Genomic DNA, 25,833 nt, shown 5'->3' with positions numbered 1-25,833 from the left:
ACGACTGTCGCCGCGGGACGCTCTCAAGGGCGCACTTCGCGAAGTGATGCGGTGATCGATGCTGACACTGCCGACAATCGCGCTAGCGCTGGGCGACCAGCTCGGCGAGCAGCTCCGCGAAAGGCCGTATGTCTCGGCTAACGCTGGCGGCCTCCAGTGCCGTCATGTAGCGCGTGCGTTGCGCGAGTGGAATCACTGTCCACGGATAGCCGCCTGAGGCGAGCATCGCGTTCATGAGGAAGCGCCCCATACGTCCATTGCCGTCAAAGTACGGGTGAATATTCACGAAGAAGAAATGGCCGAGCACAACGCGCACAGAAGCCTCCGGTTCCTCACGCAAGAGGTCGAAGAAGGCGGGCATTAGCTCGCGCACCGCTTCGCTGCGCGGCGGCACATGCACGGACTGACGAATGAACACGGGTCCGCTGCGATAGCCCGCGAGATCGGCAGGCTTCAAGATGCCCGCCGCGACGCTGGGGCCAAACATCTCTCTGTACCAGGTGCCATGATCGGCTTGCGCGGCCTCTCCCGCGTTCGCCCCTTGAATGACCCGGCTTACTGTGTCCCTGACCTTCTGAAAGGCTTGCCAGTAGCCGCGCGCAGCGAGCGCGTCCTGATGCTCGCGGTCTGCTCCGTTTTCCGGGTTCCAGTTTCCCGAGCGCACGCGCTCGATCAGCTCGGCGCTGACCCTGTAGCCCTCGATGGAGAGTGAGTTGTAGGCGTCAGTCGCGTATACATCTTCGACCTGATGCAGATACGCCCCGACATCGGCAGGCAGGCCGGGCGGAGGGGGAAAGCGTTCGAGCACTGCGCCACGCATCTCCGCCCAGGACATGCGCAGCCGGTTGACGGCAGGTGAAGTCTCGCGCTGCCCGATGGCAACGGGCGGGTGATCGTTGAAGGGATCGCTTTCGTTGACCGTATAGCCCGCCGTCCGCATGGTCGCCATAATCGTGTCCGCGACCTGGTCCCGTCCGATGTTGCGGAAGGCTCCGGCAAGTCGCCCCGCAATGCTGCTGTGGCCGCCATCGAGCAGGCGCGCCAGAACGTCAGAGGCATCGGCAATCATGGCGAGTGCTGCCCGCATCTCGACCGCGTGTGCCGCGAAGTGTCCGGGCGCGCAGGCAACGAGTGCCGCGGGCAAGCGCATGAGGCGCAGGCCGTCCACAACCTGGATGTCTTGGGAAGCGGGAACTTCAAGGCGCAGGTCGAATATCGACGTGTCGTGCAGTAGGCCGGTCGGCTTGTTGCCACCGCGTGCCGCGCGCACGAGAAGCTGACGGGGGACGTTCCAGTTACCGGTGTGCAGAGCAATGGAATGCTCTGCCCCGAGACACCAGTCCTCTCCGAATCGCTCCGTCAGGTACGCTGCACAGAAGGGCCAGAACGAGGCATACCAGTCCGTGCTCTCCCCTGCCGGGCCGTCGGGCCGGACCGGGATGTACCAGCCCTTCATCACTTCACGGATAAAGCCATTCTTGAGCAAGCGCTCACGATGGACACGCGTAAGGTCGGACGCCCGAATGGCGACTGCCTTCGCGTCCTGAAGAGCTTTCAAGGCGGCGAGGGACTGGGCGAGCTTGTCTGCGGGCGTTGCCATTATTAGGGAATTCTGCCTTGCGATATCTAGGTTTTATTGTTGTACGAGTTCTAGGGTTTGATGTCAAGCCGTTTTTAGGTTATTATGCAAACACGCTCTGAGGAGCGGCTTTGGAAACGCGTACATATTTGTGTACATAGGACAAGAAAGTGATCAATGGCTAACGGTCTATTCACTGATGAAGTCAGGCGTAGAAGGACGTTTGCCATCATTTCTCACCCCGACGCCGGCAAGACCACGCTGACGGAGAAGCTGCTGCTGTTCTCCGGCGCGATCCAGATCGCCGGCTCGGTGAAGGCGCGCAAGGCCTCGCGCCATGCCACCTCCGACTGGATGGAGATCGAGAAGCAGCGCGGCATCTCCGTGGCCAGCTCGGTGATGCAGATGGTCTACCGCGAGCACGTGATCAATCTGCTCGATACGCCCGGCCACAAGGACTTCTCCGAAGACACCTACCGCGTGCTCACGGCCGTCGACTCGGCCCTGATGGTGATCGACGCGGCCAACGGCGTGGAGGCGCAGACCCGGCGCCTGATCGAGGTCTGCCGCCAGCGCGACACGCCCATCATCACCTTCGTCAACAAGATGGACCGCGAGGTGCGCGAGCCGCTCGACATCCTCGACGAGGTGGAGCGCGAGCTCGGCATGCCCTGCGTGCCGATGACCTGGCCCGTTGGCCAGGGCAAGACCTTCCGCGGCATCATGAACCTGCGCACGCACGCCATGACGGTGTTCGAGTCGGGCAGCGAGCGGCTGCCGCAGGACTTCGAGACCATTGCGCTGACCGAACGTGACACGCTGACCCGGCGCTTCGGTGCCGACTTCGAGAGCGCCATGGAAAGCATGGAGCTGGCCACCGGCGCCTCGCCCACCTGGGACCGAGAGGCCTTCCTGGCGGGCAAGCAGACGCCCGTGTTCTTCGGTTCCGGCGTGAACAACTTCGGCGTGATGGAAGTGCTCGACGCGCTGGTCGACCTGGCGCCCTCGCCGCGCTCGCGCACCAGCACCACCATGGTCAACCGCCAGCCGGTGGTGAAAGAGATCCAGCCCGACGACAAGGACTTCGCCGGCGTGGTGTTCAAGGTGCAGGCCAACATGGACGCCAACCACCGCGACCGCATCGCCTTCGTGCGCATGGCCTCGGGGAAGTACACGCCCGGCATGAAGCTCAAGGTGCAGCGTACCGGCAAGGAGCTGCGCCCGACCAGCGTGGTCACCTTCATGAGCCAGCGGCGCGAGGCGGTGGAGGAGGCCTATGCGGGCGACATCGTCGGCTTCACCACGCACGGCGGCGTGCAGCTGGGCGACACCATCACCGACGGCGCCTCGCTGCAGTTCACCGGCCTGCCCTTCTTCGCGCCCGAGCTCTTCATGACCGTGATCCTCAGGAACCCGCTGCGCACCAAGCAGCTGCAGCAGGGCCTGGCCCAGCTGGGCGAGGAGGGCGCGATCCAGGTCTTCCGGCCCGAGGTGGGCGGCCCGATGCTGCTGGGCGCTGTGGGACAGCTGCAGTTCGAGGTCGTGCAGCACCGCCTGAAGACCGAGTACGACGCCGACGTGCGGTTGGAAGGCTGCCAATACACCGGTGCACGCTGGATCACCGCCGACACGCCGGCAGAGCTGCGCGCCTTCACCGACGCCTACCCGGCGCGCATGGCGCGCGATGCAGCCGACACGCTGGCCTACCTGTGCACCTCGCCCTACGACGTGCGGCTGGCGCAGGAGCGTTTTCCGAAGATCCACTTCCATCCGCTGCGCGAGCATGCGGGCCTGGCCCTGCAGAGCGCAGGCTGATGCTGCCGCTCGACGCCTGGCCGATCGAGGCGCGCGCGCAGCTCGTCGGCGTGTTCACCGACATCGACGACACGCTGACCACAGAGGGCGCAGTCACGCCGGATGCGCTGGACGCCATGGGCGCGCTGCGGGGTGCCGGGCTGAACCTCGTGGCCGTGACAGGCCGGCCAGTCGGCTGGAGCGAGCCCTTCGCGAGCGTGTGGCCCGTCGATGCGATCGTGGCGGAGAACGGCGCCGTGGCGCTCGTCCGAACCGCAGCAGGCCGCATTGAAAAGCGCTACCAGCAGGATGCCGCGACCCGGGCGCGCAACTTCGAGCGCATGCAGGCCGTGCTCGGGCGCATCGAGCGCGAGATCCCCGGCGCGCACCGGGCCGCCGACTCTGCCGGCCGCGAGTGCGACATTGCCATCGACCACAGCGAATTCACCCGGCTCGACGACGCCACCATCGCGCAGGTGGCCGGCCTGATGCGCAGCGAAGGCATGCACGCCACCGTGAGCAGCATCCACATCAACGGCTGGTATGGCGAGCACAACAAGCTGGAAGGCGCCCGCTGGATCGTGCGCGAGCTCTGGGCCCGCCCGCTCGACGAGGAGATGCAGCGCTGGGCCTACGTGGGCGACTCGACCAACGACGCGCTGATGTTCGAGCATTTCGCCCACAGCGTGGGCGTTGCCAACGTGCGGCGCTTCGAGACCGCGCTGGCCCACCTGCCGCGCTATGTGGCGCCCGGCGAGCGCGGGGCGGGCTTTGCCGAGGTCGCTTCCGCCATCCTGCAGGCACGCGGCTGAAGGCGCCCTGCCGCGTCCTCGGGGCGCGACCGTGAAGCTCGCGCGGCTCGCGCAAGCGTCCGGGGCCGACGGCTCAACCCAGTTGCGCTCGCGCCCAGCGCACGATATCCGCGGGGCCCATGGCGCCGGCCTGGCGCGCGATCTCGCGGCCGCCGCGGAACAGGGCGAGGGTCGGGATGCTGCGGATGTTGAAGCGCGCGGCCAGCGCCGGCACGGCCTCGGTGTCGACCTTGGCCAGCCGCAGCTGCGGCTCCAGCTGCGCCGCCGCCTGCTCGAAGCCGGGCGCCATTTGCCGGCACGGACCGCACCAGGGCGCCCAGAAGTCCACCAGCACCGGGATCTCATTGCGGCCGATGTGGCGCTCGAAAGCCGCCTGGTCCAGCGCGGTCGAATGGCCCGTGAAGAGCGGGCGATGGCAGTTGCCGCAGTCGGGCGCGCTGCCCAGCTGCGCCTGGCGCACACGGTTGGTGGTGTGGCAATGCGGGCAGACGACGTGCAGTGATTCGTTCATCGGAAACTCCGGCAAGGTTATTCACGGGAACTGGGGCCGGCCGAGGCGAATGCAAGCCAGCGAGCGCGCGACAATGCCCGCATGGAATGCACCGTCCGCACCATGCGCCAGGGCGAAGTCGCGATCGCGATCGAATGGGCCGCGCGAGAGGGTTGGAATCCTGGCCTGCACGACGCCGCCTGCTTCCACGCTGCCGACCCCGGCGGCTTCCTGCTCGCCGAATACGGCGACGAGCCGGTGGGCTGCATCTCCGCCGTCTCCTATGCCGGTCGCTTCGGCTTTGTCGGCCTGTACATCGTGCGGCCGGAGTGGCGCGGACGCGGCATCGGGCTTCGTCTCTGGACGGAGGGCATGAAGCGGCTGTCCGGCCAGGTGATCGGCCTCGACGGCGTGCCCGCGCAGCAGGACAACTATCGCCGAAGCGGCTTCGCGCTCGCGTGGAACAACGCGCGCTTTGCGGGGCCGGCCGGCTCCGCCGCGCCCGCGCCGGCTTCGCAGATCGTGCCGCTTCGCAGCGTCGACCTTGCCATGCTGTGCGCCGACGACGGTCGGGTCTTCCCCGCCCCGCGAGAAGCCTTCCTGCGCTGCTGGCGCTCCATGCCCGGTGCCACTGGCCTGGCCTGGGTGGCCGACGGGGAGCTCGCCGGCTGGGGACTGATCCGGCGTTGCCGCGAGGGCCACAAGATCGGCCCGCTGGTCGCCGACGCGCCGGAGATCGCGAGCGCCCTGTATGCGGCACTGTCCGCCAGCGTGCCGGCCGGCGACACCGTTTATCTCGATGTGCCCCTGCCCAATGCCGCCGCCGTGGCGCTGGCCCAGGCCCATCGCCTGCGCATCGTCTTCGAGACCGCTCGCATGTACGCGGGCTCGCCCCCCGCTTGCGACCTCCAGCGGGTCTATGGCATCACGAGCCTCGAGCTCGGCTAGGTGGCTGTAACAGCCCCTTTCGAGAACGTCCAGCGCGCGTGTTGACTCGACGGCCCACGCGTTCTATACCGAACCGATACGCACTTGAGAAGGAGAAAGCGATGCTGACGCCATCCACCATGGCAATCGTCAAAGCCACGGCGCCCGTCCTTGCCGAACATGGCTTCACCATCATCCAGCGCTTCTACGAGCACCTGTTCCAGGCGCATCCCGAGTTGAAGAACCTGTTCAACATGCGCCACCAGGAGCGCGGCGAGCAGCAGCGTGCGCTGGCCGCCGCGGTGCTCGCCTACGCGGCGAACATCGACAACCTGCAGGCGCTCGGTCCCGCGGTCGCCCGCATCACGAACAAGCACGCGAGCCTGAATGTGGTGCCCGAGCAATATGCCGTGGTGGGGCATCACTTGCTCGAAGCCATCAAGGAGGTGCTTGGCGACGCGGCAACCGAACCCATCCTGGAAGCCTGGGCGCTGGCCTACCAGGCACTCGCCGACCTCATGATCGGCGCAGAGGCCGCGCTCTACGACGAGGCGGCTGCACGTCCGGGTGGCTGGCGGGGCTGGCGCAACTTCGTGGTTCGTCACAAGCGGGTCGAAAGCGACGTGATCACCTCCTTCTTTCTCGAGCCGGAAGACGGCCTGGAGCTCGCCGACTTCGAGCCAGGCCAATACATCAGCATCGTCGTCGACGTGCCGCGCCTCGATCTGCAGCAGGTGCGCCAATACAGCCTCTCGGACGCGCCGAACGGCAAGAACTATCGAATTTCGGTGAAGCGCGAGAGCGATGGCGACGCGCAGGCAGCAGGCTACGTGTCGAACCTGCTGCACGACTTCGTGAACAAAGGGGACGTCGTCAGGATCACGCCGCCCTTCGGAGACTTTCATGTCGACATGAAGGCCAACACGCCGGTCGTGCTCGTCAGTGGCGGCGTCGGGCTCACGCCGCTGGTGAGCATCATGAAGGCCGTGCTGAAGAACACCGACCGCGAGGTGGTGTTCGTGCACGGCGCGCGCAACGGCCGTGTGCACGCGATGAAGGATCGGGTCAGGGCATCCGCCGAGACGAACCCGAAGCTGACGAGCATCGTTTTCTACGATGCTCCGCTGGAAAGCGACGTGCAGGGCTACGACCACGACCATGTGGGGATGGTCGACCTGCGCCGGGTCTCGGACGCGGTTCTCAAGCGGGATGCGGACTACTACATCTGCGGCCCGCTGCCTTTCATGCGGCAGCAGGTGGAAACACTGAAGGCCCTCGGCGTCGACGAGGCCAGGGTGCACTACGAGGTGTTCGGCACCGACGTATTCGAGGAATAGGCCGGGCATCGCGAGCGTTCGGCGGAGGCTGGGTTGGCTGCGCGATCCCAGCCAGCCAGGGCTTACTGCGGCTTGGCCAGGCCCAGCTTCTCGATGAGCGCCTTTTCGCGCGCGAAGGTGGCCTGGGCGAACTTCGTGTAGTCGGCCGAGCTCATGTAGTTGGGCAGCATGTCGTAGCGGCCCAGCGCGGCCACGTAGCTGGGCTCCTCCATCGCTTGCTTGAAGGCGTCGTGCAGCTTCTTCACCACCTCCGGCGGCGTGCCCTTGGGCGCGCCGATTCCGAAGGGCGAGCTTTGCACGATGTCGTAGCCCAGCTCCTTCAGCGTCGGCGCATCCGGGAACTTGGCCAGCCGCTTCTCACCCCAGGTGTTGAGCACGCGCAGCTTGCCGGCCTCCACCTGCGGCGCGAAGCCGGTACTGTCGGCCGCGGCCATCAGCTGCCCGCTGAGCACCGCAAGCATCAGGTCGGCGCTGCCCTTGTAGGGCACGTGCTGCAGCTCGATGCCGGCCTTCTGCGCGACCAGCTCCGTGGTGAGGTGGGGGCTGGTCAGGTTGCCGGTCGAGCCGTAGGTCAGCTTGCCGGGGTTGGCCTTGGCATAGGCCACGAAGTCCTTCCAGGTCTTGAAGGGACTGTCGGCCGGGACGACGATGCCGAAGGCGTAGCCGGTGACGTTGATCACGTAGCTGATGTCCTTCACCGGGTCCCACGTGATCTTCGTGGTGTAGGGCAGGCGGAACACGCCCAGCGGGGTCTGGGCGACGGTATATCCGTCCGGCTGCGCGGTCTGAAGCGCCTGCGCAGGCAGCGTGCCGCCGGCACCGGGCTTGTTCTCGACCACGATCGGCTGGCCGAGGACCTTCGAGGCGTTTTCGGCCAGCTGGCGCATCGTGATGTCGGTCGGGCCGCCGGCCGGGAAGGCAACCAGCAGCTTGATCGGCTTGGCGGGGAAGGTCTGGGCGTGAGCAGCGGCGGCAGCGGCCAGGCCGAGGGCGGCGCACAGGAGGGAACGGCGAAACATGGGTCAGCTCCAGAACAGAAAGGCCCGCCATTTGGCCGCGATGCCGGGCTCCGGGCAATCGGGGCTGACCCCCGGCCTGTCGCCGGGGCGTCAAGCCGCCTGCTGCACGTCCACGCGCTCGCAGGAGATGGCCTGCATGCCGTTGCCGTTGCCGTGGTCGTGGCAGTCGATGTCGGGCATCGCCCGGAAGGTCCGCATTCAGGCTTCTCGCCGCATCGGCATCGGCACGGCCTGAACCGGCAGCCGCACTATTTCGTGCCGCCCCGCGCCGCGCGCCAGCACCGGCCCCAGCGCAACGCCCGTGTGCGTGCGCAGCCGCACCACCTCCTCCGGCGGCGCCGCTGCCACCACCCGCCCCCCGCCATCGCCACCCTCGGGGCCGAGATCGATCAGCCAGTCGGCCTCGGCGATCACGTCGAGGTCGTGCTCGATCACCACCACGCTGTGGCCACCGTTCACAAGCCGGTGCAGCACATGGATCAGCTTCTCGACATCGGCCATGTGCAGCCCGACCGTCGGCTCGTCGAGCACGTAGAGCGTGTGCGGCATCCTGTTGCCGCGCCGCGTGACATCGTCGCGCACCTTGCTGAGTTCGGTCACCAGCTTGATGCGTTGCGCTTCGCCGCCCGAGAGGGTGGGCGAAGGTTGGCCCAGGGTGAGGTAGCCCAGGCCGACGTCCTTGAGCAGCTGCAGCGGGTGGCTGATGTTGGGCATGGAGGCGAAGAACTCGACCGCTTCGTCGACCTCCATCTGCAGCACGTCGCCGATGCTCTTGCCGCGCCAGCTCACGGCCAGCGTCTCGGGATTGAAGCGCGCGCCATGGCAGACCTCGCAGGGGACCTTGACGTCGGGGAGGAAGCTCATCTCGATGGTGCGCACGCCGGCGCCCTCGCAACCCGGGCAGCGGCCCTCGCCGGTGTTGAAGCTGAAGCGGCCGGGGCCATAACCCCGCGCCTTGGCCTCCAGCGTGTCGGCGAAGAGCTTGCGGATGGTGTCCCAGAAGCCGATGTAGGTGGCGGGGCAGCTGCGCGGCGTCTTCCCGATGGGCGTCTGGTCCACCTCGAGCACCCGGTCGATGGGCTCGTAGCCTTCGATCGCCGCGCAGCCGGACCAGGCGGGACGCTTGCCGGCGGCGTCGGCGTCGCGGCCGGCCTTGGTCATGCGCTGCACGACGATGGCATGCACGTTGGCGAGCAGCACGTCGCGCGCCAGGGTGGACTTGCCCGAGCCGCTGACGCCGGTGACGGCGACCAGGCGGTTGAGAGGCAAGGTCACGGTGACTTCCTGCAGGTTGTGCAGGTCGGCACCACGCACGGTCAACCAGCGCAAGGCTCCCTCCCCTTCCTGGGGAGAGAGAAGGACAGCGCGGCGCGGCTGAAGCAGGTGCTTGATGGCATCGCGCAGGTAGCGCCCGGTCTGCGATTCGCGGGCTGCTTCCAGATCGGCCACGCTGCCTTCGGCCACCAGCCGCCCGCCGCGCTTGCCCGCGCTGGGCCCGATGTCGATGATGTGGTCGGCCCGGCGGATGGTGTCTTCGTCATGCTCCACCACCACCAGCGTGTTGCCCTTCTCGCCCAGCTTGTGCAGCGCGTCCAGCAGGATCTGGTTGTCGCGCGCATGCAGGCCGATGGTGGGCTCGTCCAGCACGTAGCACACGCCCTGCAGGTTGCTGCCCAGCTGTGCCGCGAGGCGGATGCGCTGGGCCTCTCCGCCCGAGAGCGTGGGAGCACCGCGGTCGAGGGTGAGGTAGCCGAGGCCGACCTCCTCGAGGAATTCGAGGCGGCTCCTGATCTCCGGGACGAGGTCGCGCGCGATCTCGGCCTGCCTTCCGATCAACGCGATATGGTCGAACCACCTGCGAATATCGGTCACGCTCATCCTCGCGAGCTGCGTGATGGCGATGCCGCCCTCACCCCATCCCTCTCCTGCAGGCGGGAGAGGGAGCGAGGCGGCGTCTGCCAACGGGCCCGCGTCGGGGCTTGCCCGCTTCTCCCCTGCGGCATCCCCGCCGAACAACACCGCCCGGGCGGTCCGGTTCAAACGCGTGCCCTGGCACGCCGGGCACGCCACCTCTCCCACGTCTTCCGCCTCGGGCTCCGCGAATGTCTGCTCCCGGCCGCGGTTGTCCGCCGCCATCGTCGAGTCGTCGTAGACCTTGCGCTGCTCTTTCGTGAGCTTGACCCCCGTGCCGACGCAGTCCGGGCACCACCCATGCTTGCTGTTGTACGAGAACAGCCGCGGGTCCAGCTCGCCGTAGCTGGTGCTGCACACCGGGCAGGCGCGCAGCGTGGAGAACACATGGACGCGGCCGATGCCCGCGGTGGGCACGCCCGCCATCATGGCGCCGCGCAGGCCGGCGAGCTCGCTCAGCACATGCACCACGCCCTTGCCGTGCTCCAGCGCGCGCGCGAGCGCCTCGCGCAGCTCGGCCTCCTTCGCCGGTTCGACGTCGAGGCTGGCCACCGGCAGCTCGATGCTGTGCTCCTTGAAGCGGTCGATGCGCGGGAATCCGGTGGTGGGCAGGAACTCGCCGTCCACCCGCAGGTGCGTGAAGCCGCGCGGCCGCGCCCAGTCCGCCAGCTCGGTGTAGACGCCCTTGCGGTTGCTCACCAGCGGCGCCAGCAGGCCGATGTGCTGGCCGCGGAAGTTCTTCAGCAGCTGCGCCGCGATGCTGTCCGGCGTCTGCGGCTGCACCGCCGCGCCGTCGTGGATGCAGTGCTGGATGCCCAGCTTGACGTAGAGCAGGCGCAGGAAATGCCAGACCTCGGTGGTCGTGCCCACCGTGCTCTTGCGCCCGCCGCGCGACAGCCGCTGCTCGATGGCGACGGTGGGCGGGATGCCGTAGACCGCGTCCACCTCCGGCCGGCCCGCCGGCTGCACGATGCTGCGCGCGTAGGCATTGAGCGACTCGAGGTACCGCCGCTGCCCCTCGTTGAACAGGATGTCGAAGGCCAGCGTCGACTTGCCCGAGCCGCTGACGCCGGTCACCACGCTGAACTTGCCGCGCGGAATGTCGACCGACAGGTTCTTGAGGTTGTGCTCGCGCGCATGGACGATCTGGATCGCGTCGCGGCCCGCCGCCTGCTGCTGCCGCGCACGCGCCGCATAAGCGCGTGCGGCGCGCTCCGCCACCTTGTAGGCGCCGGGGCCGATGGCCAGGTCGTAGTCGACCAGCGCCGCGCCGGTGAGCGAGGCGCTGTTCTCGCGCACCTGCTCGGGCGTGCCCACCGCCACCACCTGGCCGCCGCCCTCGCCGCCCTCCGGGCCGAGGTCGATCAGCCAGTCGCTGGCGCGGATCACGTCGAGGTTGTGCTCGATCACCACCAGCGAATGGCCGGCGTCGAGCAGCTTGCGCAGCGCGCGCATCAGGCGTGCGATGTCGTCGAAGTGCAGGCCGGTGGTCGGCTCGTCGAACAGGAACAGCGTGCCCTTGCGCGCCAGCGGCTGCTTGCTGGCACTGCCGGTCTTGGCCGCCTCGGCCAGGAAGCCCGCGAGCTTGAGGCGCTGGGCCTCGCCGCCCGAGAGCGTGGGCACCGGCTGGCCCAGCTTCACGTAGTCCAGGCCCACGTCGACGATGGGCTGCAGCACGCGCAGTACCTCGCGGTCGCCGGCAAAGAGTGCCGTCGCCTCGGCCACCGTGAGCTCGAGGATGTCGGCCACATTGTGGCTGCGGCCGCCGCGCTCGATCTTCACCTCGAGAATCTCGGGCCGGTAGCGCTTGCCGTCGCAGTCGGGGCAGCGCAGGTAGACGTCGGAGAGGAACTGCATCTCCACATGCTCGAAGCCGGAGCCGCCGCAGGTCGGGCAGCGCCCGTCGCCACTGTTGAAGCTGAACTTCGACGCCGTGTAGCCGCGCTGCCGCGCCAGCGCCGCGGTGGCGAAGATCTCGCGGATCGCGTCCCACGCGCCCACGTAGCTCGCGGGATTGGAGCGTGCCGTCTTCCCGATGGGCGACTGGTCGACGAAGACCACTTCGCTCAGTTGCTCGGCACCGAGCAGCCGGTCGTGCGCGCCGGGCGTCTCGGTTGCCCTGCCGAAGTGGCGCATCAGCGCGGGCGCCAGCACGTCCTGGATCAGCGTCGACTTGCCCGAGCCGCTGACGCCGGTCACGCAGACCAGCCGCGCCAGCGGGAACTCGACCGTGATGTTGCGCAGGTTGTGCTCGCGCACGCCTTCGAGGATGAGGCGCGGCGTGTTGTCGCTCACCATGCGCCTGAAGCTCATGCCGATCTGCTTGCGACCGCCCAGGTACTCGCCGGTGAGCGTATCGGCATGGCGCAATTCGGCGGGGCCGCCGTCGAACACGATGCGTCCGCCGCGCACGCCGGGGCCGGGGCCCATGTCGATCACCCGGTCGGCAGCGAGCATCACCGCCGGGTCGTGCTCCACCACCACGAGCGTGTTGCCGGCGTCGCGCAGGCGCAGCATGGCTTCGGTGATGCGGTTCATGTCGCGCGGGTGCAGGCCGATGCTGGGCTCGTCGAGCACGAACAGCGTGTTGACCAGCGACGTGCCCAAGGCCGTCGTCAGGTTGATGCGCTGCACCTCGCCGCCGCTGAGCGTGCGGCTCTGCCGGTCGAGGGTGAGATAGCCGATGCCGACGTCGTGCAGGTAGCGCAGGCGCGTGGTGATTTCATCGAAGAGGAGCTTCAAAGCCTGGGTCTCGCCCTGCCTTGCTCCCTCCACCTCCGGGGGAGGGTTGGGGTGGGGGCCCGCTGCACCTCCTGCGCGCGCCTGCCCCCACCCCTGCCCTCCCCCGGAGGGGGACGTAGCCATGCCATCGAAGAACTGCCTCAATCTCTCGATCGGCAGCAGCATCAGGTCGTGCAGGCACAAGCCCGGCAGCGCCTCCAGTTGCTCGCGCGACCACTTCACTCCCACCGGCATGACGCGCTTCGAAGGCGCCAGCACTGCATCCGCGTCCTGCTTGCTCCCGATGCGCCAGAGCAGGCTCTCCAGCTTGAGCCTCGCGCCCCCGCAAGCCGGGCATGGCGTATAGCTGCGGTACTTGGACAAGAGCACGCGGATGTGCATCTTGTAGGCCTTGCTCTCCAGGTAGCCGAAGAAGCGGCGCACGCCGTACCACTGCTGGTTCCACTTGCCGTTCCAGTGCGGCGAGCCCTCGATCACCCAGGCCTGCTGCTCGGGCGTGAGCTTGTTCCAGGGCGTGTCGCGCGGGATGCCGGCTGCCTCGGCGTGGCGCATCAGGTCGTCCTGCGCTTCCTTCCAGGCCGGCGTCTGGATGGTCTTGATGGCGCCGGCTCGCAGCGTCAGCTTGTCGTTGGGGATCACCAGGCCCAGGTCGACCCCGATCACCCGGCCGAAGCCGCGGCAGGTCTCGCAGGCGCCCACGGCCGAGTTGAAGGAGAACATCGAGGGAATCGGGTCGGCGTAGCGGATGTCCGTATCGGGGCAATGCAGCCCTGTCGAAAACTTCCACACCTCTGGGGAGGAAGCCCCCACGCTCCCCACTTCGTGTGATTCGCTGCCCCCCGAGGGGGCTGCCCCGCCTTGGGGCGGCCCGGCGGCGGGGCGGCCGCCTTCATCCGCCGGCAGCGCATGCGCGGTGAGCCGCCCGCTGCCACGCTTGAGCGCCACCTCGATCGCCTCGATCACCCGCGCGCGCTCGGCGTTCGCCATGCGGAAGCGGTCCGCCACCACGTCGAGCACCTTTCGCGGACCCGTGGGAGTGGCGATCTCACGCTCGCCCTGAACCCGCGTAAAGCCGCTGGCCGACAGCCATTGCGCGATCTCGTCGTTGCTGGTGCCAGCGGGGAGCTCGACAGGAAAGGTCAGCACGACGCGCGGATCACCCGCGGCAGCCGCCCGCGCCACCAGCTCGGCATAGATCGAGTCGGGCGAATCGTGCCGCACCGGCAGCGCCGTCTCCCGGTCGAAGAGCTGCGCGGCGCGCGCGTACAGCAGCTTCAGGTGGTCGTTGAGCTCGGTCATCGTGCCGACGGTCGAGCGCGAGGAGCGCACCGGGTTGGTCTGGTCGATGGCGATGGCCGGCGGCACCCCTTCCACCTTGTCGACCGCCGGCTTGTCCATGCGATCGAGGAACTGCCGCGCATAGGCCGAGAACGTCTCGACGTAGCGCCGCTGGCCCTCGGCATAGAGCGTGTCGAACACGAGGCTCGACTTGCCCGAGCCGCTCGGGCCGGTGACCACCGTCATCTCGCCGGTGCGGATGTCGAGGTCGAGATTCTGGAGGTTGTGCTGACGCGCACCGCGTATCCGGATGGAGCCCTGTGTCATGAGTGCCTTGGGGGTGGGGCAGACATTCTAGAAACCGGTGCGCGACAACGTGCAAAGCGTCACATGGCCGGCGGCTCGGCAGGGGTTTAGGCGGAGCAAACCGGTGCCGGGCGTGACTCAATGGACGGCACCTTTGCCTACATCGAACGTACTCAGGAGAAGTTTCCATGCAAATGCGCCTGCTTTGCGCAACCGTCCTGCTGGCGCTCGCCAGCGTCCAAGCCGCGGCCCAGATCCTCGTCGGGCAGACGGCCGGCATCACAGGCTCCGCCGCCTCGGGCGTCAACGAAACCAACTTCGGCGCGCAGCTCGCGATCGATGCCGCGAACGCGCAGGGCGGCATCCACGGCGAAAAGATCGAGATGCTGCGCATGGACGACGGCTTCGACGTCAAGCGCGCCGGCGAGAACGCCCGCGTGCTGATCGAGGAAAAGAAGGTGGTGGCCCTCTTCATGAGCCGCGGCACCCCACACTCGCAGGCCGTCATCCCCTGGCTCGACCGGTACGGCGTGGCACTGATCGGTCCCTCCACTGGCGCCATGGTGCTGCACCGGCCGCTGCAGAAGCATGTCTTCAATGTGCGCCCCACTTACCAGAGCGAGGCCGAGAAGGCGGTGGCGCATCTGCTGACCATCAACGTCGCCCGGATCGCGGTGGTGCATGTCGCCGATACCTTCGGGCAGGACGGGCTGCAGGGTGCGATGAACGGCTTCAACAAGGCTGGGGCCAACCCGGCGGCGGTGATTGCGACCGACCGCGACAAGCCCGACTACGCGACCATCGTGCCGAAGATCGAGGCCGCCCAGGCCCAAGCCGTGGTGTGGATCGCCTCCAGCACCGCGGTGGCGGATGGCGTCAAGGCGCTGCGCGCAGCGGGTTCGGCGGCCCAGGTGGTCACGCTGTCCAACAACGCCTCCTCGGGCTTCATCAAGCAGTTGGGCGACAAGAGCCGCGGCGTGATCGTGGCTCAGGTCTTTCCCAGCGAGCGCTCGATCGGCCACCCGATGGTCAAGGAGGCGCTGGCGCTGGTGCGCGCCAAGGGGGGCCAGCAGGAACTCTCGCCGGCGGCGCTCGAAGGCTACGCCTCGGCCAAGGTGCTGGTCGAGGCGCTTCGCCGTGCCGGCCCCAAGCCGAACCGGGCCCGGGTCCTTGCGGCCCTGGAGAACCTGCGCAACTTCGACCTCGGCGGCGGCCTGGAGGTGAGCTACTCGCCGCAGGACCACTCGGGCATCGACTTCGCCGATCTTTCGATCATCAGCGACGGAAAGTTCAAGCGTTGAAGGGCGAGGCGGACATCCTGGTGCAGACGCCCAATGCAGGACGGCGTGAAGCAAAGCACATCCGGGCCAAGTACATCAGGCGGTAAGGAACCGCTGCGCACAGCCGCGTTACCGAAAGTTGAGCTCGCATTCGCGTGCGCCGACTACTTGACACCCGTACTGGAGAAGACTATGAGGCCTACTACGCCGACAAATCAAGCCAATTTCCTCCTCAGTTCCCAGACCGGGAGGTCTGGCCCTGCCGCCAAGGCAATACTGGCCGGAAACAAATTCCCCAAGCCAATTTACCTGTTTGATGTCAAAGACGAAGAGGACAGAAAAAACTTGCGAACAGTCCGCGATGTGCTCGTGAGCATGGCCGAGCCGCTCGGTCGCGATGTGACCTTGTATCACTGGTCAACGACACAGGAAGGCGCGCAAGGAATAGTCGATGTCGGCACCGGACCAGGCATGAAACAGGGGCTTGGTCAGGGAATGTGCGGACGTGGGTTCTATGTGAGCGTCGCCGAGGCAGGGGACGCGCCGCCGCAACCGATGGGCGTGGCCAGCACGCATGAGAACCGTGCGCTGCTGCGGATCACTCAGGCGGCGCACGGGGCCAAAATTCTGAACAGCAACAACCTGAAGGTGCAAGACTGGTTCGTCCAAAGTGGTCTCTCGGGAGACGATCCCCATGGCGCGGATGACATCCAGGACGCCTTCACCATGATCGACAAGGTCTGTCCGGAAATCGATGACCTGCCCTCGCTGATCGTCGTGATGCGGGGGAAGTACGAGTGCCAAGAACATGATCCACGCCCTGGTGACTCATGCGTGATCAAGTACCCCATCGTCAATGGCGAAGCGGGCTGCTCCATCACGGTCGTCGACAACCCGGCGCCACCGCCGCAGCCCGAAACGCCGGACTCGCCGAGGGACGGCGAAGGTCAGCTGTTGAGCCAGGGATGGAGCCAGGTCTGATACGAAGGCCGCCCTTCAGGGGTGGCCCGCCTTCCCGCCTCGAGCGCTACTTCGGGGCTGCCGGTGGCTCCGGCACGTGCGTGACGTCCCCGCCATGCTTCTCGCCCGACATGTCGACCTTGTCCCCCGCCTGCATGATCACGAAGAGCGAGATGGCGGCGAAGATGACGAAGCCGATGGCCAATTTCCACATGGTCTGAATCTCCTGGATGTTCAACGAAAAAGCCTCGCGCCATGGACACGGCACGAGGCCTCTTTGTTGAACAAAGGGCCGGGGCCCTTTGCTCGGGTCAGGCTGGGCTAGTCGTTCGCGTAGATGTCGACATCCTTGGTCTCGCGGATGAACAGCGTGCCGACGACCAGCGTCATGCCCGCGATGATGATCGGGTACCAGAGGCCGTTGTACATGTTGCCCGTCGAGGCCACGATCGCGAAGGCGGTGGTCGGCAGCAGGCCGCCGAACCAGCCGTTACCGATGTGGTACGGCAGGCTCATCGAGGTGTAGCGAATGCGCGTCGGGAACAGTTCGACCAGCATGGCGGCGATCGGACCGTAGACCATCGTGACCAGGAGCACCAGGTAGAACAGCAGAAGCACCACCATCACCTTGTTCATCTTGGCCGGGTCGGCCTTGGCCGGGTAGCCCGCGGCCTTCAGGTCGTCGGCCACGCCCTTCTTGAAGGCGGCGATCTCCTTGACCGAGGCCTCGTCGAACTTGTGGTTGGCCACATTGCCGGTCGGCGCCTCGATCGTCTTGTTGCCGATCTTGACCACGGCCTTGGAGCCGGGCGGGCCTTCGACGTTGTCGTAGCTCACCGAGTTCTGCACCAGGTAGCGCTTGGCGATGTCGCAGGAGCTCTTGAAGTCGATCTCGCGCGCCACCGGGTTGCCCTGGAAGGAGCAGGACTTGGGATCGGCCGTCACTGTCACGCCGGCAGTGGCCTGGGCCTTGGCCAAGTCGGGGTTGGCATACTCGGTCAGCATCTTGAAGACCGGGAAGTAGGTGACCACGGCCAGCAGGCAGCCGGCCATGATGATCGGCTTGCGCCCGATCTTGTCCGACAGCGTGCCGAAGACCACGAAGAAGGGCGTGCCGATCAGCAGCGCGGCAGCGATCATCAGATTGGCGGTGGTCGCATCGACCTTGAGCTGCTGCGTGAGGAAGAAGAGCGCATAGAACTGGCCCGAGTACCAGACCACGGCCTGGCCGGCGGTCAGGCCGATCAACGCCAGGATCACGATCTTGAGATTCTTCCACTCGCCGAAGGACTCGGACAGAGGCGCCTTGGAGGTCTTGCCCTCGGCCTTCATCTTCTGGAAGGCCGGCGACTCGGACAGCGACAGCCGGATCCACACCGAGATCGCCAGCAGCGCGATCGAGACCAGGAAAGGCACGCGCCAGCCCCACGCCCCGAAAGCCTCCTCGCCGAGCCAGGTGCGCACGCCGAGGATCACGATCAGGCTCAGGAAAAGGCCCAGGGTGGCCGTGGTCTGGATCCACGAGGTGTAGGCACCGCGTTTGCCGTGCGGCGAATGCTCGGCCACATAGGTGGCGGCACCGCCGTACTCGCCGCCGAGCGCCAGGCCCTGCAGCATGCGTAGCGCGATCAGGATCACCGGCGCCGCGACGCCGATGGTCGCGTAGCTGGGCAGCAGGCCTACGATGAAGGTCGACAGGCCCATGATCAGGATGGTGACCAGGAAGGTGTACTTGCGTCCGATCATGTCGCCCAGGCGGCCGAACACGATGGCACCGAAGGGCCGCACCAGGAAGCCGGCGGCGAAGGCCAGCAGCGCGAAGATGAAAGCCGCGCCCGCATCCAGGCCGCTGAAGAACTGCTTGGCGATGATCGCCGCGAGCGAACCGTAGAGATAGAAGTCGTACCACTCGAACACGGTGCCGAGCGAGGAGGCGAAGATGACCTTCTTCTCCTCCGCGGACATGGGTCGGGATACAGGCATCGGCCTTCCCCGCGAATCAAGTGTGGCTGCCATTGCGTCGTCTCCTGTGTATTCCCACGGCGTGGGGCGTGACGGATTCTTGAGGCGACGACTGACCCAGGGCTTTCGCCAAACTGAATCGATGCTGACGAATTAGGGTGAAACCCGCAGCGCGCGTTTCAGGCTGTAGAAATTCAGCGATTGCTGCTGCGCAGCAGCGCGGGGCGCCGCGGGGCGCCTTCCCAGTCCGGGCCTTCGAACCAGGCGTTCCCGCGCAAGTAGTCGCGCAGCATGGCCAGGCCGTCGAAGCCCCAGAACTGGCGGCCATCGACTTCGCAGGTGGGCACGCCGAACACGCCGCGCGCGATGGCCTCGTCGGTGTTGGCCTTGAGTTGCGCCTTGGCCTCCTCGCCCCCGGCATCGCGCTGCAGCCGCAGGCGCGCCGTGAGCGCCGCCAGCCGCCCGGCGTCGCCGGCCTCGCCGCCGCCTTGCCAGACATCGCGAAAGATCGTCTCGGCCACGTGGCGGTTGATGTCGCCGTCCGTCGTGGTGGCGAGCGCAAGCCGAAGATGCGGGAGCGGGTTGTAGGGATGCGAGGCCGGCACCTCGATCGCGATGCCATGCGCCTGGCCGAGCCACAGCACGTGGCGGTACGTCCAGGCCCGCTTCGCCGGAATCTCGGCGGGCCCGAGTTGGCCGTGCTGCTTGAGCAGCGCGCCCAGCAATACCGGCCGGTAGGCCACGCTGTAGCTCAGCCCTTCGAGCGCCTGCGGCAGATGCTCGAAGGCCAGGTAGGCGTAGGGCGAAATGAAGTCGAGATGAAAAGTGATGTGCTTCATGGCCGGTCTTCTCCCGCAGAGCTCAGGAAACCTGCATCTGCGCGCAGCTCGATGGCCCGCCACACGCGGCGCTTGGTCGCGTCGTCCATGCCGCTCCACGCCGCGATCTCGTCGATGGTGCGCAGGCAGCCCTCGCAAAAGCCGCTGGCCGGGTCCATGCGGCAGACGGAGATACAGGGCGAGGGTATGTCGCGTGCCGTGTTGCGCGCGGCAACGGCGCGATCGGCCAGCGGATGGAGCGCATCGCCGTTCACACCACGTCCGAGACCGGCGCGCCGGTCAGCGCCTCGAGCTCCTGCGGCCGCAGTTGCACCACCGCATGCGGGTGCCCGGCCGCTGCCCAGACTTCGTCGAAGCGAAACAGCTCGCGGTCGATCAACATCACCGGCGCCGCGGCATGGGCGAAGGGCGAGACACCGCCGATCGAGAAGCCGGTCGCGCGCTTGACGAACTCGGCATCGGCACGGCCCAGCTTGCCGCCGACGAGCGCTTCGACCTTGTTCTCGTCGACCCGCTTGTCGCCGGAGGTCACGACCAGCACCGCCGCCTCGTCGCTCTTGCGGCGAAACACAATGCTCTTGGCGATCTGCGCGACCGAGATGCCCAGCGCATCGGCCGCCTGCTGCGCGGTGCGGCAGGCGTCGTCGAGCATCCGCGGCGAATGGGGATGACCAAGCGCCTGCAGCAGCCGCGCCACGCGCTGCACGCCTTCGGGGAGCGATGTCAGTTCAGCGCCGCACATGATTTCCTTCAAGTCTTCTTTCGTCCGTCTTCATCGACGTCAAGCGGACCGCTTCGTCCGGAGCGCCTTCGACACCCGCGAGTTCGGCTCGCGGCCGAGGGCCTGGTTGATATAGACGCCGGCGTCGATCAGCTGGTCGAGGTCGATGCCGGTCTCGATGCCCATGCCGTGCAGCATGTAGACGACGTCCTCGGTCGCCACATTGCCGGTCGCGCCCTTCGCGAAGGGGCAGCCGCCCAGCCCGCCGACCGAGGTGTCGAACTGCCACACGCCCAGCTCCAGGCTGGCGAGCGTGTTGGAGAGCGCCTGGCCGTAGGTGTCGTGGTAGTGGCCGGAGATGTCGTCGATTCCGTAGTGCTCGAGCGTGGCCTCGATCGCTCGCCGCACCTTCAGCGGCGTGCCCACGCCGATGGTGTCGGCCACGCCGACGTGCTGCACGCCGATGTCCTTCATCAGCCTGGCCAGCATGCCCACCCGCTCGGGCGCGATCTCCCCTTCGTAGGGGCAGCCCACGGCGCAGGACATGGCGCCGCGCACATGGATCCCCTTCTCGCGCGCCGCCGCCACCACCGGGCGGAAGCGCTCGATGCTCTCGGCGATCGAGCAGTTGATGTTCTTCTGGCTGAAGGCCTCGCTGGCGGCGCCGAAGACCACGATCTCGTCGGGCCACTCCTCGCGTGGCGCCGCGATCGCCGCCTCGAAGCCTTTCATGTTGGGTGTGAGCACCGAATAGCGCACACCGGGCCGGCGGCGGATGCCCTGCATGACCTGCGCGTTGTCGGCCATCTGCGGCACCCACTTGGGGCTGACGAAGCTTGTGACCTCGATGTCCTTCAGCCCGGCCTCCTGCAGGCGATGGACCAGGCCGATCTTGACCTCGGCGGGTACGGCCTGCTTTTCGTTCTGCAGGCCGTCGCGCGGGCCGACGTCGACGAGCTTGACTTGGGGGGGGAGCTTCATGGGTTGCGCCTTGTTCAATGCTTTCAGTATCCCCGCTCGCGCTCGACCACGCCAGCCACAGGCTCACCGCGCTCGATCGCCATGATCTTGCCGGCGATCTGGGCGATGGTGGCTGCGCGCACGGTCCGCGCGGAACCGTGCGGCGTGACCGTGATCTTCGGATGGCGCCAGAAAGGGTGGTCGGCCGGCAGCGGCTCGACCTCGAACACGTCGAGGGTGGCGCCGGCGAGCTGACCGCTGTCGAGCAGCGGGACCAGGTCGGCCTCCACCAGGTGCGCGCCGCGCGCAACGTTGATCAGGTAGCCGCCGGGCTGGCCGCCGTTCAGGCGCGACAGCGTCGTGCGGTTGAGGATGCCGCGCGTGGCCTCGGTCAGCGGCAACAGGTTGACCAGAACGCGGGTGGCGCGCAGGAATGCGTCGAATTCCGCCTCGCCCGCGAAGGAGCGCAGGCCCTCGATCGCCTTGGGCGAGCGGCTCCAGCCGTTGACCGGGAACTCGAACTGCGCGACCGCTTTCGCCACGCGCTCGCCCAGCACGCCCAGACCCATCACGCCGACGGGGAAGTCCTTGCGCTCGCGCGGCTTGCGAAAGGCCCAGCGGCCTGCGCGCGCCTCGGCCTCGTAGAAGTCCAACTCGCGGAAATGGCGGATCAGCGCATGGCACACGTACTCGGCCATCTGCACCGACATGCCGGCATCGTCCAGGCGCACCACCATCGCCTCGGGCGGCAGGCGCAGCTTGAGCAGCGCATCGACGCCGGCACCGATGTTGAAGATTCCGCGCAGCCCGGGCTGCTCGTCGATGAACAATTGCGGCGGTGCCCAGACCACGGCGTGGTCGGCCTGCGGCGCGCCGGGTTGCCAGTTCTGGACGTCGGCGCCCGGCAGTGCGGCGCGCAGGCCCTCGATCCAGGCGTCCGGGCGGGTGTCGGTGAGGCAGACGGTGACTCGCATACCGTGAGCTTACGCGGCGATCCGCAGCAGCTCCGCGCCTTCGGCCACCTGGTCGCCGGGAAGATAGAGCAGTTCCTCGACCGTGCCATCGGCCGGCGCCGCGATCGTGTGCTCCATCTTCATCGCCTCCATCACTGCCAGCGCCTGGCCGCGGCTGACCTTGTCGCCGGCCTTGACGGCGAAGGACACCACCTTCCCCGGCATCGGCGCGGTGAGGCGGCCCGCGTCGGCATGCGTGTCGCCGGCATGGGCCATCGGATCCAGGGTCACGATGCGGCTCGCGCCCTCCGGGGCGAAGACATGGGTCGTGGCGCCCTCCTCGTAGACGTTGAGCGTGCGCCGCAGGCCGTTGAACTGCAGCTCGACCTCCCCGGCCGGAAACTGTCCGATCGCGAGCGCACCTTCGACGCCGCCGACCTGCAGCCACAGGCTGCCGTCACGCCGGTAAGTCAGGAGCGCCTGCTGCGCCTCGCCGCGGAACTCGAAGTCGAAGCGGCGCTGGTACTGGCCGAAGCCGCGCCAGCCGTCGCGGCGCGCGAAGGGCTCCGAGGGCGCAGCCTGGGCCCGCTCCGCCAGCAGTGTCCGCACGACGGCAGCGGCAGCCGCCAAGGGCAGGCCCAGCGGCTCCTGGTCGAAGAGCACGGCGCGCTCGCGCTCGATGAGCGCGGTGTCCAGCTTCGCGTGGGCGAAGGAATCGGTGCGCAGCACGCCGCGCAGGAACTGCACATTGGTCGCCACGCCGACGATGTGGGTCTGTGCCAGCGCCGCGTCCAGCCGCGCCAGCGCCTCCTCGCGGGTTGCGCCATGCACGATCAGCTTGGCGATCATCGAGTCGTAGAAGGGCGAGATCGCGTCGCCTTCGCGAACGCCATCGTCGATGCGCACGCGGCTGCGCTGGAACGCCGTGGCGCTGGGCTTGCGGTAGACGCGCAGCGTGCCGGTGGCAGGCAGGAAATTGTTGTCGGGGTTCTCGGCGCAGATGCGCGCCTCGATGGCATGGCCATTGATCTGCAGTTGCTCCTGCTTCAAGGGGAGCGGCTCGCCGGAGGCCACACGGAGCTGCCACTCCACCAGGTCCAGCCCGGTGATCGCCTCCGTCACCGGGTGCTCGACCTGCAGGCGCGTGTTCATCTCCATGAAGAAGAAGTTCATGGCGCCGTCGTTGCGCTGCTCCACGATGAACTCCACCGTGCCCGCGCCCACGTAGTTCACCGCACGCGCTGCCGCCACAGCGGCCTCGCCCATCTCGCGCCGCATGGCCTCGGTCATGCCCGGCGCCGGCGCTTCCTCCAGCACCTTCTGGTGGCGCCGCTGCACCGAGCAGTCGCGCTCGAACAGGTAGACGTAGTTCCCATGCGTATCGCCGAAGACCTGGATCTCGATATGGCGCGGGCGCTGCACGTACTTCTCGACCAGCACCGCATCGTCGCCGAAGCTGTTGATGGCCTCGCGCTGGCAGGAGGCAAGCGCAGCGGCGAAGTCGGCGTGCTTCTCGACCACCCGCATGCCCTTGCCGCCGCCGCCTGCGCTGGCCTTGATCAGCACCGGGTAGCCGATGCGCTCGGCCTCGCGTGCCAGCAGTGCCGGGTCCTGGTCCTTGCCGTGGTAGCCGGGCACCAGCGGCACGCCGGCCTTCTCCATCAACTGCTTGGATTCGGCCTTCAGCCCCATGGCCTGGATGGCGGAAGGCGGCGGCCCGATGAAGACCAGGCCGGCCTCGGCGCAGGCGCGGGCGAAGTCCTCGTTCTCGCTCAGGAAGCCGTAGCCCGGATGCACCGCCTGGGCGCCGGTGGCCTTGGCGGCCGCCAGGATCCTTTCCCATCGCAGGTAGCTGTCCTTGGGCGCACTGCCACCCAGGTGCACCGACTCGTCGCAGGCACGCACGTGGTTGGCATGCGCGTCCGCATCGGAGTAGACGGCGACCGTGCGGATGGCCATCCGGCGCGCGGTGGCGGCAACGCGGCAGGCAATCTCCCCGCGGTTGGCGATCAGGATCTTCTGGAACATGAGGAGGGCTTCCTTGTGAATGGGGACGGTTGTTCAGGCGTCGCTGCGCATGCCCAGCCGCGCCAGCAGCGCGCGGTCCTTCGCGGCCTGTGGGTTGGCAGTGGTCAGCAGGCGATCACCGTAGAAGATCGAATTGGCGCCGGCGAGGAAGCACAGCGACTGCAGCGCCTCGTCCATCTGCTCGCGCCCGGCCGACAGCCGCACCATGCTCTTCGGCATGGTGATGCGGGCGACGGCGATGGTGCGCACGAACTCGAACGGGTCGAGCGGCTCCGTGCCGGCCAGCGGCGTGCCCTCGACCTGCACCAGGTTGTTGATCGGCACCGATTCGGGACAGGGGTCGAGGTTGGCCAACTGCGCGATCAGGCCGGCACGCTCCAGGCGCGATTCGCCCATGCCGACGATGCCGCCGCAACACACATGCAGGCCGGCGTCGCGCACGTGGCCGAGGGTATCGAGTCGGTCCTGGTGGGTCCGGGTCGTGATGATCTTGTCGTAGAACTCGGGGGCGCTGTCGAGGTTGTGGTTGTAGTAGTCGAGCCCCGCGTCCGCCAGCCGCTGCGCCTGCTCCGCCTCGAGCATGCCGAGGGTGACGCAGGTCTCCAGGCCGAGTGCCTTGACGCCGCGCACCATCTCGATGACGGGCTCCAGGTGCCGCTCCTTCGGGTTGCGCCAGGCCGCGCCCATGCAGAAGCGGGTGGCCCCATGGTCCTTCGCGGCCTGGGCAGCGGCCAGCACCTCGTCGAGCGCCATCAGCTTGCTGGCCTTCAGGCCGGTGTCGTGGTGCGCGCTCTGCGGGCAGTAGCCGCAGTCCTCCTCGCAGCCGCCGGTCTTGATCGACAGCAGGGTCGAGAGCTGCACGGTGTTGGCGTCGAAGTTGCCGCGATGCACTTGCTGCGCGCGGAACAGCAGGTCGTTGAAGGGCAGTTCGAAGAGGGCCGCGACGCTGTCGATGGTCCACGCAGCGTCGGCGGGGATGGCGTGCTGTTGCGAGGCGGTCGCCTTGCGGTCGATGAAGCTGATGCTGTGTTCCATGAATGAAGAGTTCCTGTATGGGTCTCAGGCGGCCAGTGCCGCGGTGCCGCGCAACGCGCGAAGGTCGAGATGGGGGGCGGCGCGCGCCGCCTCGGGCACGGCCAGGTGCGGCACCACGCCGAGCAGCGGTGCATCCAGGCGCGCGCCCAGTGTTTCGATGTTGGCCTCGAGGGCCAGCATCCGCGGATCGATGACGCTGCCGACCCAGCCGGCGAGAACCAGGCCGCGGGCGCGGATCGCCTCGGCGGTGAGCAGTGCGTGGTTGAGGCAGCCGAGACGCAACCCCACGACGAGCACCACCTGCAGCCCCAGCGCCACGGCGAGATCCGCGCTGTCGAAGCCATCGGCCAGCGGCACGCGGAAGCCGCCGACGCCTTCGACGATCACGGCGTCGGCCTGCCGTGCCAATTGCTCGTAGGCCGACAGCAGGTGTTGCGGCGCGATGCGCACGTCCTCCTCCTGCGCTGCCAGATGCGGCGATATCGGCGCACGCAGCAGGTAGGGGCAGCGGAGCGCGAGCTGGGCATCGACGTTGCCGGCTGCCTTCAACTGCTCGACGTCTTCGTTGCGCCAGGCGCCGTCGATGAAGTCCAGGCCGGCCGCCACCGGCTTCATGCCGACCGCCTGCAGGCCCGATGCGGCCAGCGACGACAGCATGGCGCTGCTGACCAGCGTCTTGCCGACGCCGGTGTCGGTGCCGGTGACGAAGCAGTGCACCTTCACCGGAGAACCTCCGCGCCACGCGCTGCGGTGACCGCCTTCGGGGGATTTCTCTCTGGGAGATGCGGACTTGCCCTCTTTTTGCTTGGGGGAAGGATCGGGTGGGTGCACCCGTTCGCTTGTTTCGACCGTGTGCCTGGGTTGAGGCTGGGGCCGGGATTTCGCCCCGGCGGGCGAGTC

General features: G+C 67.6%; 20 protein-coding genes. 6 read left to right on the top strand and 14 right to left on the bottom strand.

What is annotated here, in order from left to right:
* Positions 1-82: 82 nt before the first annotated feature.
* Entirely contained in the window at positions 83-1,600 is a 1,518-nt protein-coding gene (locus APY03_RS16170) for a Fic family protein (RefSeq protein WP_068678208.1), read from the bottom strand.
* 156 nt (positions 1,601-1,756) lie between these two features.
* On the opposite strand from APY03_RS16170, the gene APY03_RS16165 reads away from it, so the two are divergent.
* Positions 1,757-3,394, top strand: a complete 1,638-nt coding sequence (locus APY03_RS16165; RefSeq protein WP_068678207.1) for a peptide chain release factor 3 — start codon at positions 1,757-1,759, stop codon at positions 3,392-3,394.
* On the top strand, positions 3,394-4,185 hold the full coding sequence (locus tag APY03_RS16160) for an HAD-IIB family hydrolase (protein WP_068678206.1): 792 nt from the start codon (positions 3,394-3,396) through the stop codon (positions 4,183-4,185). Before APY03_RS16165 ends, APY03_RS16160 begins: the two co-directional genes overlap by 1 nt.
* Positions 4,186-4,258: 73 nt before the next feature.
* Here APY03_RS16160 and trxC read toward each other — a convergent pair whose 3' ends face one another.
* Positions 4,259-4,696: a thioredoxin TrxC gene (gene trxC, locus APY03_RS16155; protein ID WP_068678205.1), complete on the bottom strand. Its 438-nt coding sequence runs from the start codon at positions 4,694-4,696 to the stop codon at positions 4,259-4,261.
* Positions 4,697-4,777: 81 nt separating this feature from the next.
* Between trxC and APY03_RS16150 the strand changes: the two genes are divergently transcribed.
* Together APY03_RS16150 and hmpA are read left to right on the top strand one after the other, a co-directional pair.
* Positions 4,778-5,623: a GNAT family N-acetyltransferase gene (locus APY03_RS16150; RefSeq protein WP_068678204.1), complete on the top strand. Its 846-nt coding sequence runs from the start codon at positions 4,778-4,780 to the stop codon at positions 5,621-5,623.
* Positions 5,624-5,724: 101 nt separating this feature from the next.
* Positions 5,725-6,939: an NO-inducible flavohemoprotein gene (hmpA, locus tag APY03_RS16145; protein ID WP_068678203.1), complete on the top strand. Its 1,215-nt coding sequence runs from the start codon at positions 5,725-5,727 to the stop codon at positions 6,937-6,939.
* A gap of 62 nt (positions 6,940-7,001) precedes the next feature.
* Here hmpA and APY03_RS16140 read toward each other — a convergent pair whose 3' ends face one another.
* Together APY03_RS16140 and uvrA are read right to left on the bottom strand one after the other, a co-directional pair.
* A complete protein-coding gene (locus APY03_RS16140) occupies positions 7,002-7,958 on the bottom strand; it encodes a tripartite tricarboxylate transporter substrate binding protein (protein ID WP_068678202.1) in 957 nt (318 codons plus the stop codon).
* Positions 7,959-8,156: 198 nt separating this feature from the next.
* On the bottom strand, positions 8,157-14,216 hold the full coding sequence (uvrA, locus tag APY03_RS16135; RefSeq protein WP_083944397.1) for an excinuclease ABC subunit UvrA: 6,060 nt from the start codon (positions 14,214-14,216) through the stop codon (positions 8,157-8,159).
* A gap of 167 nt (positions 14,217-14,383) precedes the next feature.
* Here uvrA and APY03_RS16130 point away from each other — a divergent pair, with 167 nt between their 5' ends.
* Together APY03_RS16130 and APY03_RS41525 are read left to right on the top strand one after the other, a co-directional pair.
* Complete coding sequence (locus tag APY03_RS16130; RefSeq protein WP_068678201.1) at positions 14,384-15,496, top strand: ABC transporter substrate-binding protein; 1,113 nt, start codon at positions 14,384-14,386, stop codon at positions 15,494-15,496.
* 171 nt (positions 15,497-15,667) lie between these two features.
* Positions 15,668-16,456 (top strand): hypothetical protein, encoded by a 789-nt coding sequence (locus tag APY03_RS41525; RefSeq protein WP_232324294.1) that lies wholly within the window; start codon positions 15,668-15,670, stop codon positions 16,454-16,456.
* A 46-nt stretch (positions 16,457-16,502) separates the two neighbouring features.
* On the opposite strand, the gene APY03_RS42495 is transcribed toward APY03_RS41525, so the two are convergent.
* From APY03_RS42495 to bioD, 10 genes are all read right to left on the bottom strand, one after another.
* The gene (locus tag APY03_RS42495; RefSeq protein WP_174262765.1) at positions 16,503-16,649 is read right to left on the bottom strand and encodes a hypothetical protein; all 147 of its coding nucleotides are present in this window, start codon (positions 16,647-16,649) and stop codon (positions 16,503-16,505) included.
* Between the two features lie 107 nt (positions 16,650-16,756).
* Complete coding sequence (locus APY03_RS16120) at positions 16,757-18,451, bottom strand: MFS transporter (protein WP_068678199.1); 1,695 nt, start codon at positions 18,449-18,451, stop codon at positions 16,757-16,759.
* 140 nt (positions 18,452-18,591) lie between these two features.
* On the bottom strand, positions 18,592-19,236 hold the full coding sequence (locus tag APY03_RS16115) for a 2-hydroxychromene-2-carboxylate isomerase (protein WP_068678198.1): 645 nt from the start codon (positions 19,234-19,236) through the stop codon (positions 18,592-18,594).
* Positions 19,233-19,490 carry a DUF1289 domain-containing protein gene (locus tag APY03_RS16110; RefSeq protein ID WP_068678197.1) on the bottom strand — a complete coding sequence of 86 codons (258 nt, stop codon included), beginning with the start codon at positions 19,488-19,490 and terminating at the stop codon, positions 19,233-19,235. Before APY03_RS16110 ends, APY03_RS16115 begins: the two co-directional genes overlap by 4 nt.
* The gene (locus tag APY03_RS16105) at positions 19,487-19,978 is read right to left on the bottom strand and encodes a YbaK/EbsC family protein (RefSeq protein ID WP_068678196.1); all 492 of its coding nucleotides are present in this window, start codon (positions 19,976-19,978) and stop codon (positions 19,487-19,489) included. Before APY03_RS16105 ends, APY03_RS16110 begins: the two co-directional genes overlap by 4 nt.
* Before the next feature lie 39 nt (positions 19,979-20,017).
* Positions 20,018-20,938 (bottom strand): hydroxymethylglutaryl-CoA lyase, encoded by a 921-nt coding sequence (locus APY03_RS16100; RefSeq protein ID WP_068678195.1) that lies wholly within the window; start codon positions 20,936-20,938, stop codon positions 20,018-20,020.
* Positions 20,939-20,961: 23 nt separating this feature from the next.
* On the bottom strand, positions 20,962-21,891 hold the full coding sequence (locus APY03_RS16095) for a 2-hydroxyacid dehydrogenase (protein ID WP_068678194.1): 930 nt from the start codon (positions 21,889-21,891) through the stop codon (positions 20,962-20,964).
* A 9-nt stretch (positions 21,892-21,900) separates the two neighbouring features.
* Positions 21,901-23,898: an acetyl/propionyl/methylcrotonyl-CoA carboxylase subunit alpha gene (locus tag APY03_RS16090; protein WP_068678193.1), complete on the bottom strand. Its 1,998-nt coding sequence runs from the start codon at positions 23,896-23,898 to the stop codon at positions 21,901-21,903.
* A gap of 33 nt (positions 23,899-23,931) precedes the next feature.
* A complete protein-coding gene (bioB, locus tag APY03_RS16085; RefSeq protein WP_083944396.1) occupies positions 23,932-24,933 on the bottom strand; it encodes a biotin synthase BioB in 1,002 nt (333 codons plus the stop codon).
* Positions 24,934-24,957: 24 nt separating this feature from the next.
* Entirely contained in the window at positions 24,958-25,650 is a 693-nt protein-coding gene (gene bioD, locus APY03_RS16080; RefSeq protein WP_068678235.1) for a dethiobiotin synthase, read from the bottom strand.
* Positions 25,651-25,833 lie beyond the last annotated feature (183 nt).

It is taken from the genome of Variovorax sp. WDL1 (assembly GCF_001541225.1).
In the GTDB taxonomy this organism is placed as follows: domain Bacteria; phylum Pseudomonadota; class Gammaproteobacteria; order Burkholderiales; family Burkholderiaceae_C; genus Variovorax.
This window is presented reverse-complemented; position numbering and strand designations above follow the sequence as displayed.